The sequence below is a fragment of the Kitasatospora sp. NPDC001539 genome, assembly GCF_040298565.1.
GTDB lineage: Bacteria > Actinomycetota > Actinomycetes > Streptomycetales > Streptomycetaceae > Kitasatospora.
Genome location: NZ_JBEPAK010000051.1, coordinates 26,167 through 33,351, shown reverse-complemented (window position 1 = coordinate 33,351; position 7,185 = coordinate 26,167). Strand labels below are relative to the sequence as shown.

Annotated in this window: 6 protein-coding genes; 2 read left to right on the top strand and 4 right to left on the bottom strand. The window is 72.5% G+C overall.

Annotated elements, in window-relative coordinates; all coding sequences use genetic code 11:
- From ABT247_RS11485 to ABT247_RS11475, 3 genes are all read right to left on the bottom strand, one after another.
- The coding region (locus ABT247_RS11485; protein WP_350741384.1) for an amino acid adenylation domain-containing protein at nt 1-1,664 on the bottom strand (1,664 nt) is incomplete at its 3' end.
- A 106-nt stretch (nt 1,665-1,770) separates the two neighbouring features.
- Nucleotides 1,771-2,724 carry a PDR/VanB family oxidoreductase gene (locus ABT247_RS11480; protein ID WP_350741382.1) on the bottom strand — a complete coding sequence of 318 codons (954 nt, stop codon included), beginning with the start codon at nt 2,722-2,724 and terminating at the stop codon, nt 1,771-1,773.
- 32 nt (nt 2,725-2,756) lie between these two features.
- Nucleotides 2,757-3,776 (bottom strand): aromatic ring-hydroxylating dioxygenase subunit alpha, encoded by a 1,020-nt coding sequence (locus ABT247_RS11475; RefSeq protein WP_350741380.1) that lies wholly within the window; start codon nt 3,774-3,776, stop codon nt 2,757-2,759.
- 361 nt (nt 3,777-4,137) lie between these two features.
- Between ABT247_RS11475 and ABT247_RS11470 the strand changes: the two genes are divergently transcribed.
- On the top strand, nt 4,138-5,004 hold the full coding sequence (locus ABT247_RS11470; protein WP_350741378.1) for a 2-amino-3,7-dideoxy-D-threo-hept-6-ulosonate synthase: 867 nt from the start codon (nt 4,138-4,140) through the stop codon (nt 5,002-5,004).
- 25 nt (nt 5,005-5,029) lie between these two features.
- Nucleotides 5,030-6,139: a 3-dehydroquinate synthase II family protein gene (locus ABT247_RS11465; protein ID WP_350741376.1), complete on the top strand. Its 1,110-nt coding sequence runs from the start codon at nt 5,030-5,032 to the stop codon at nt 6,137-6,139.
- Nucleotides 6,140-6,235: 96 nt separating this feature from the next.
- Here ABT247_RS11465 and ABT247_RS11460 read toward each other — a convergent pair whose 3' ends face one another.
- Nucleotides 6,236-7,078: a helix-turn-helix transcriptional regulator gene (locus ABT247_RS11460; protein ID WP_350741374.1), complete on the bottom strand. Its 843-nt coding sequence runs from the start codon at nt 7,076-7,078 to the stop codon at nt 6,236-6,238.
- Between the last annotated feature and the right edge of the window lie 107 nt (nt 7,079-7,185).

Genomic DNA, 7,185 nt, shown 5'->3' with positions numbered 1-7,185 from the left:
GGGCGCCGCGCGGGGGGGGGGGTGGGCCCGCCCGGCGCGACCCGCCCGCGGGGGGCGGCGGTCCCCCGGGGGCCGCCGCCGCCCCCCGCGGCCCACAGCCCGGCCAGGCGGGCCTGTGCGGGCGTGAGCGCGTGGCCCTCGCGCCGCGGCGTGGGCGCGGGGGAGGCCGATGGCAGGCGGTGCCGGTCGACCTTGCCGTTCGGCGCCAGGGGCAGCCGCTCCAGCATCACGAAGCGGTCCGGGCACAGGTACGCGGGCAGCCGCTCGCGCAGCGCGCGCCGCAGCGCCGCGCTGTCGAGGCCCGGCGCCACCACGTAGGCGGCCAGCGAGCGCTCCTCGCCCGGCTCGCCGATGACGCTGGTGTACGCGTCGCTCACGCCTTCCAGCGCCTGGAGCGCCGCGTTGACCTCGGTGAGCTCCACGAGATGGCCGCGGATCTTGACCTGGTCGTCCTGGCGGCCGTGGAAGTGCAGCAGCCCGTCCTCGTCGGCGCGCACCAGGTCGCCGGTGCGGTAGTGGCGCTCGCCGTCCAGCAGGACGAACTTGCGCGCCGTCAGCTCGGGCTCGCCCAGGTAGCCGCGCGCCACCCCGGCGCCGGCCGTGTACAGCTCGCCGACGGTTCCGGCGGGTACCGGGCGGCCCTGCTCGTCGCAGACCCGCACGCTCGTGCCGGGAACGGGCCGGCCGATCGGCAGCGGGCCGTCGGTGTGCCCGGGGACGGGGAAGACCGTGGTGAAGGCACTGTTCTCGGTGGGGCCGTAGCAGTTGACGACGGTGAGCGAGGGGTTGGTCTCGCGGACCTGGCGCACATGGGCGGGGGAGACGACGTCACCACCGGTCAGCAGGGTGGCCAGCGAGGCGAAGGCCGCCGGGTCCTCCTGGGCCATGCGGTGGAACAGCGGGGCGGTGACGAAGGCCATGGTCACGCCCTGCTCCCGGATCGCCTGCGCGAAGCGCCCCGGGACGACGGCCGTCTCGTGGTCCACGACGTGCAGCGACGCGCCGTTCAGCAAGGCGCCCCAGATCTCGAACGTCGCCGCGTCGAAGGCGAGCGACGCGGCCTGGAGCATCCGCTGGGCCGGGGACAGGTCCAGGTAGCCGATGTCCTTGACCAGGCGCAGGACGCCGCGGTGTTCGACCATCACTCCCTTGGGGCGGCCGGTGCTGCCCGAGGTGAACATCACGTAGGCCAGCGGGGACTGCCCGGCCCCGGGCGCCTCGTGGGGCGCCGCCGGCTCGTCCGCCGCCTCGCCGAGGCTCAGCAGCTCCTCGAGTCCGCAGGTGCGCGCGGGCTCGGGCACGGTGAACCGCTCGCGCACCGTCTCCGGGCACACCACCAGGCGCAGCTCGGCCTGCTCGGTGATCTGGCGGACGCGGTGCTCGGGGTAGGCGGGATCGATCGGCACGTACGCACCGCCCGCCAGGACGACGGCGAGCAGGGCCACGATCGAGTCGGCCGAGCGGTCGAAGGCGAGGCCGACCAAGGTCTCGCGCCGCACGCCGAGCCGGCGCAGCCCGGCGGCGACGCCGGCCGCCCGGTCGTACAGCTCCTGGTAGGTCAGCACGCGGGAGCCCGCGACCAGGGCGGTGGCCGACGGGCGGGCCCGGACCTGTTCGAGGAAGGCGTCCTCGATGAGGCCGTCCCAGGACGGGGGGTGCGTCATCGGTGTTCTCCAGGTGCGACCGGGGGCGGCGGGCCCCACGGGGTGTGACGGACGTGGGAAGTCAGCGGTCCGGAGACCTCCGGGACCTCCGGGACCCCGGGGGGCCTCAGAGGTCGAGGACCAGGCGCGGGCTGCGGGAGCGCGAGACGCAGATCAGCATCAGGTCGCCGGCGGCGCGCTCCTCCTCGGTCAGGAGGCTGTCGCGGTGCTCCACCGCGCCCTCCAGGACGGTGGTCTCGCAGGTCCCGCAGGTGCCCTCCTCGCACGAGGCGAGCACCGCCACCCCCGCCTCGCGCAGCGCCGCGAGCACCGAGGTCCCGGCGGGCACGGGGACCGACCTGCCGCTGCGCTTGAGCACGGCCTCGAAGCCGGTGTCCGTCCCCCCGGGGCCGGCGGTGGACGGCGCGGCGGCGAACCGCTCGGTGTGCAGCGTCAGTTCGGGCCGACCGGCGCAGCGCTCCCGCACCGCGTCGAGCAGCGGCTCGGGCCCGCAGCAGTAGACCCGCCCGCCGGCCGGAACCCGGGACAGCGGCCCGTCGAGGTCGAGCAGCCCGAACTCGTCCTGCGGGACGATCCTGACGCGGTCGCCGTAGCCGGCCAGTTCGGGCAGGAACGCCATGGACGTCCTGGTCCGGCCCCCGTAGAGCAGCCGCCAACGGCTGCCGCTGCGTTCGGCCTCGGCGAGCATCGGCAGCAACGGGGTGATGCCGATGCCGCCCGCGATGAACAGCAGGTCGTCGGCGGGCAGCAGCGGGAAGCGGTTGCGCGGGCCGACGGCGCGCAGGCGTGTCTGCACCGCGAGTTCGTCGTGCACCTCGATCGACCCGCCGCGCCCGTTCGGCTCGCGCAGGACGGCGATGTGCCAGCTTCCGGCCCGGTCGGCGGGGCCGCACAGCGAGAACTGCCGTACGAGCCCCGACGGCAGGACCAGGTCGATGTGCGCCCCGGGGGCCCAGGCGGGCAGCGCGCCGCCGTCGGGCGCCACCAGCTCCAGGCCCAGCACGCCCTGCGCGAGTTCGGTCCGCTCACGGACCAGGACCTCCAGCGTGTCGGGAGCCATGTCTTCCGCCCTTCGGGGGTCGGTCCGGACGGTTACTGGTTGATCTTGCGCAGCATCGCGCGGGCGGCCAGGCCGCCGGCGTCGATCTCGACGCTCAGCTCCTGGGTCCCCGGCGGCTCGCTGGCCACGACCTGCTCGAGGACGGTCAGGGCATCCAGGTCCTGCTGGACCACCTCCTGGTTCATCGTCAGCAGCGCGTGGCTGACAGCCTCGTCGTCCAGCGCGAAGTCGCGGACCACGGCCCAGAAGTCCCAGGTGCTGTTCTCGGTCTCCGGGGTGAGCCCGTGCAGGATCTTCACGTGGGCGCCGCCCTCGTCCCCGTTCGGGCCGACCGGCGTGCCGTGCGGCGCGACCCGCACGTTGTTCACCCAGAACGCGGGCGGCTGGAACGCCACGTCCTGCCAGCGGTCGATCGGCGTGGTGTAGCCGGTGGTCTTCTCATAGAAGGGCGGGCACTCCACGGCTTCCATGTGGCGCGAGAAGGTGACCCGGTTCCGCACGTCGTCGACCTGGGTGGTGAAGGGCGTGCGGGCGATCTCCGGCGTCCCGATCAGGCCGGCGTGCAGGTACGTCTCGTGGGACAGGTCCATGAGGTTGTCCATCAGGAGGCTGTACCGGAACGGCGAGTGCGCCATGTCCTCGACCGACGCCCAGTTCGGGTCGTCCAGCCAGTGGGCGTCCGGCACCAGGGCCGGGTCCGCCTTGCTCTGGTCGCCGATCCAGACCCAGATCCACCTGTCCCGCTCCACCACCTGGTAGGCGGGTACCCGGGCGGTGCGCGGGATGCGGTCCTGACCCGGCACGAAGGTGCAGGCCCCGGAGCAGTCGAAGACGAAGCCGTGGTAGCCGCACTCGATGGAGTCGTCCTCGAGCCGGCCGAGCGAGAGCGGGTAGCGGCGGTGCACACAGCGGTCCGCGAGGGCCACGGGCCGGCCGTCGCGGCGGCGGTAGAACACGATCGGTTCGCCGCAGATCGTCCGGCTGAGGAGCTCCCTGCCCACTTCCTTGCTCCATGCAGCGACATACCAATAGTTCTGCGGAAAAGCACTCATTGAGCTCTCCTGTAGATATCTGTGGGAGTCGCGCGCAATTCGTTGCCGAAACGATGGCCGGCAGAGCCCGCTCGCGAGCGGCGGACGCGTTGCCGTGACCCGCCCGCCGGCGAAGGGGACCGTTGGTGCAGCGCGATTCGACAAGGCTCAACGATACGTTCGTCGAACGCCGTGTCAATCTCGATCCGGCACTCAACTCGTGGCCGCGAATGGTCCCTTGACATGACAGGATCGTTCCGACTTCGATGTGGCGAGTCCCGTCGATCAGGCTTTCTGTCGCAGTTCCGGGACGATCTCCCACCCATCTGACGGAGCGGAACGGCCGGGATGCGTGGTTGCGTCCGGCGTGAGAGGAATCTCCATGGAATTGTTCCACCATTCCCCGGGAAAGGGTCTGCGGCTGAGCCGCCTCATAAATCCGGTGTCCGGCAGGACCTTCGTGGTACCCCTTGACCATTCGGTCGCGGACGGCCCGATCGCCTCCGCCGCGGCCGTTCGTGACATCGCTCTCGCCGTGTCGCGCAACGGCGGGGACGCCCTGCTGGTCCACAAGGGCCGCATGCGGTTCCTGCCGGCGGAAGCCCTGCGCGGCACGGCCGTGGTGCTCCACCTGAACGGGATCACGCGGCACGCCCCCGACGCCAACGCCAAGGTCCGCCTCGCCGAGGTCGAGGAAGCCCTGGAGCTGGGGGCCGACGCGGTCAGCATCCACATCAACATGGGCTCCGACACCGAAGCCGAGCAACTGAGCGACCTGGCCAGGGCCGCTGACGGCTGCGCCCGCTGGGGCCTGCCGCTCATCGCCATGGTCTATCCGCGCGGACCGCGGGTGAGCGACCCGACCGACCCCGAGCTGGTGGCACACGCCGCGAACCTCGCCGCCGACCTCGGTGCCGACATCGCGAAGGTGCCCTACACCGGCTCGCCGGCCACCATGGCCGAGGTGGTGCGCAGTTGCCCGATCGGCATCATCACCGCCGGCGGCGCCCCGGTGGGCGGCCAGCAGCTGGCCCGGACCGTCGGCGACGTCGTGGCGTCCGGCGCGCTCGGCGTGGCCATGGGCCGCAACGTCTGGGCTTCGCCCGACGTCGCGGGCACCGTGCGCCTGGTCGCCGACGCCCTGCACATGCCCGCCCTCGGCCCCACCGTCGGCGACATCACCGCCGGTGTCCCCTCGAACCCCGACCGCGAGCTCGCGGCGGTCCACCCCGCACCCGCCCAGACCTGAACCGCACATCAACGAGGAGTTCGCAGTGAAGCTCACCTGGATCGACGTCCGCGGGCTGAAGGACCTCACCGCCCCCGTGATCGAGGAGGCCGTGCACGTCGGCATCGACGGGTTCGTCTCCGACGACCCGGAGCTGCTGGCCACGATCCCGCCGAACAAGAAGAAGGTCGGCCTCATCCTTCCGGACACTCCGGAGTCCGCAGCCGTGAAGCTGGCGGAGATCGCCGACATCCTGGTGGTCGACCACGCCCTGGCCGGGAAGTACGAGCCCGCGCTGCCCAGCGCGGAGAAGGGCGTCTTCGTCACCGTCACCGGCGAGGAGTCGTTGGCCGTCGCCTGCACGGTCGCGTCCACGGCCGCCTGGACGCTGGTGGAGTTCCAGCAGGACCCGAGCAAGATCCCGCTGGAGATCCTGCTGGGCGCCACGGACAAGGCCGAGGGCAAGCTGATCACCGTGGTCACCGACCTGCAGGACGCCGAGATCACCCTCACCGTCCTCGAGCGCGGTCCCGAGGGCGTCCTGCTGCGGCCCGAGGCGGTGGGCGAGGCGACCACGCTCACCGAGATCTGCCGGGAGGGCACCGAGCGGCTGGAGCTGGAGGAGCTGACCGTCACCAGGCTCGCCCACGTGGGCCTGGGCGACCGGGTGTGCGTCGACACCTGCTCCCACTTCAAGCAGAACGAGGGCATCCTGGTCGGCTCGCACGCCACGGGCATGATCCTCGTGAGCAGCGAGACGCACCCGCTGCCGTACATGCCGACCCGCCCGTTCCGGGTGAACGCGGCCGCGCTGCACTCCTACAGCCTCACGCCGGCGAACCGGACCCGCTACCTCGCCGAGCTGCGCTCCGGATCCGAGCTGCTGGCCGTCGACACCGACGGCAACACCCGGCGCATCGTGGTCGGCCGCATCAAGATGGAGAGCCGCCCGATGCTCCTGATCGAGGCGCAGTCGCCCTCGGGCGGCAAGGTGAACGTGATCGCCCAGGACGACTGGCACGTGCGGGTGCTCGGCCCCGGTGGCAGCGTCCACAACATCACCGAGCTGAAGCCCGGCGACGTCATCCTCGGCTACGCGCTCACCGACCAGCGGCACGTCGGTTACCCGATCCGGGAGTTCCTGCACGAGCAGTGATCCCGTCCGTCCTTCCTCGGCCCCCTCGACCGCGCCCGGTCGAGGGGGCCGGCACGTTTGACGGGACGGGCGGGACCCGGCCGGCGCGTGCCGACCTCACTCGATGAGCAGCGAGAGCGCGCCCTTCGTCGACTCGTCGGCCGGGAACCGGGCCAGCAGGTGGACGCGGGGGTCGTCCGCGGCGATCAGCTTCGACTGCCGCAGGACGAGCCGGCCCGCCCTCGGGTGCGTGAAGTGCTTGTCCACGGTCTGGTAGTCGGCCACCTCGTGCCGCTGCCAGAAGCGGGCGAAGTCGGGTACGGCGGCCAGCAGATCGGCGACGACCGCCGCGAACCGCGGGTCGCCGGGCTCCTCGTCGGCGCGCACGCGGAACTGGGCGAGCACCTGGCTGGCCTGGGCCTCCCAATCCGCCATCAGGAAGCGCGCGGGTGGCCAGCCGAAGATGACCCAGAGCATGTTGCGCCGCTCGACGGGCAGCGCGGCGTAGCCCGTGAAGAGAGCGGCCTCGGCGCGGTTCCAGGCCAGGACGTCCCAGTGCTGGTCGAGGAGCACCGCCGGGTTGGGTTCCAGCGCCCGCAGCATGGCGTCGAGCTGCCCGTCGGAGCCGGGGCAGCTGTGCGGGTCCCCGAGCTCCGGGGGCAGTTCGTCGCAGAGCCGGTACAGGTGCCGGACCTCCGGTGGGGAGAGCCTGAGGGACCGCGCGAGGGCGGCCAGAACCTGGCGGGAGACCTTGATGTCGCGGCCCTGCTCCAGCCACGTGTACCAGCTGAGGCTCACCCCGGAGAGCGCGGCCACCTCCTCGCGGCGCAGCCCCGGAGTGCGGCGGCGCGACGAGTCGCAGATCCCCATGTCGTCGGGGGACAGGCGCTCGCGCCGCGAGCGCAGGAAGGCCCCGAGCGCACGGCGGCCGGGGTTGCCGGAAGGTGTCCTCGCTACCACCCGCGCAACCCTAACAGCCAGGCCTCGCCCGCCCCGGCGGCGCAAGGGGCGGCGGAGCAAGGCGGTTCGCCGACGGTGTTCAACTGTTCGGAACGGAGCACTTGAAC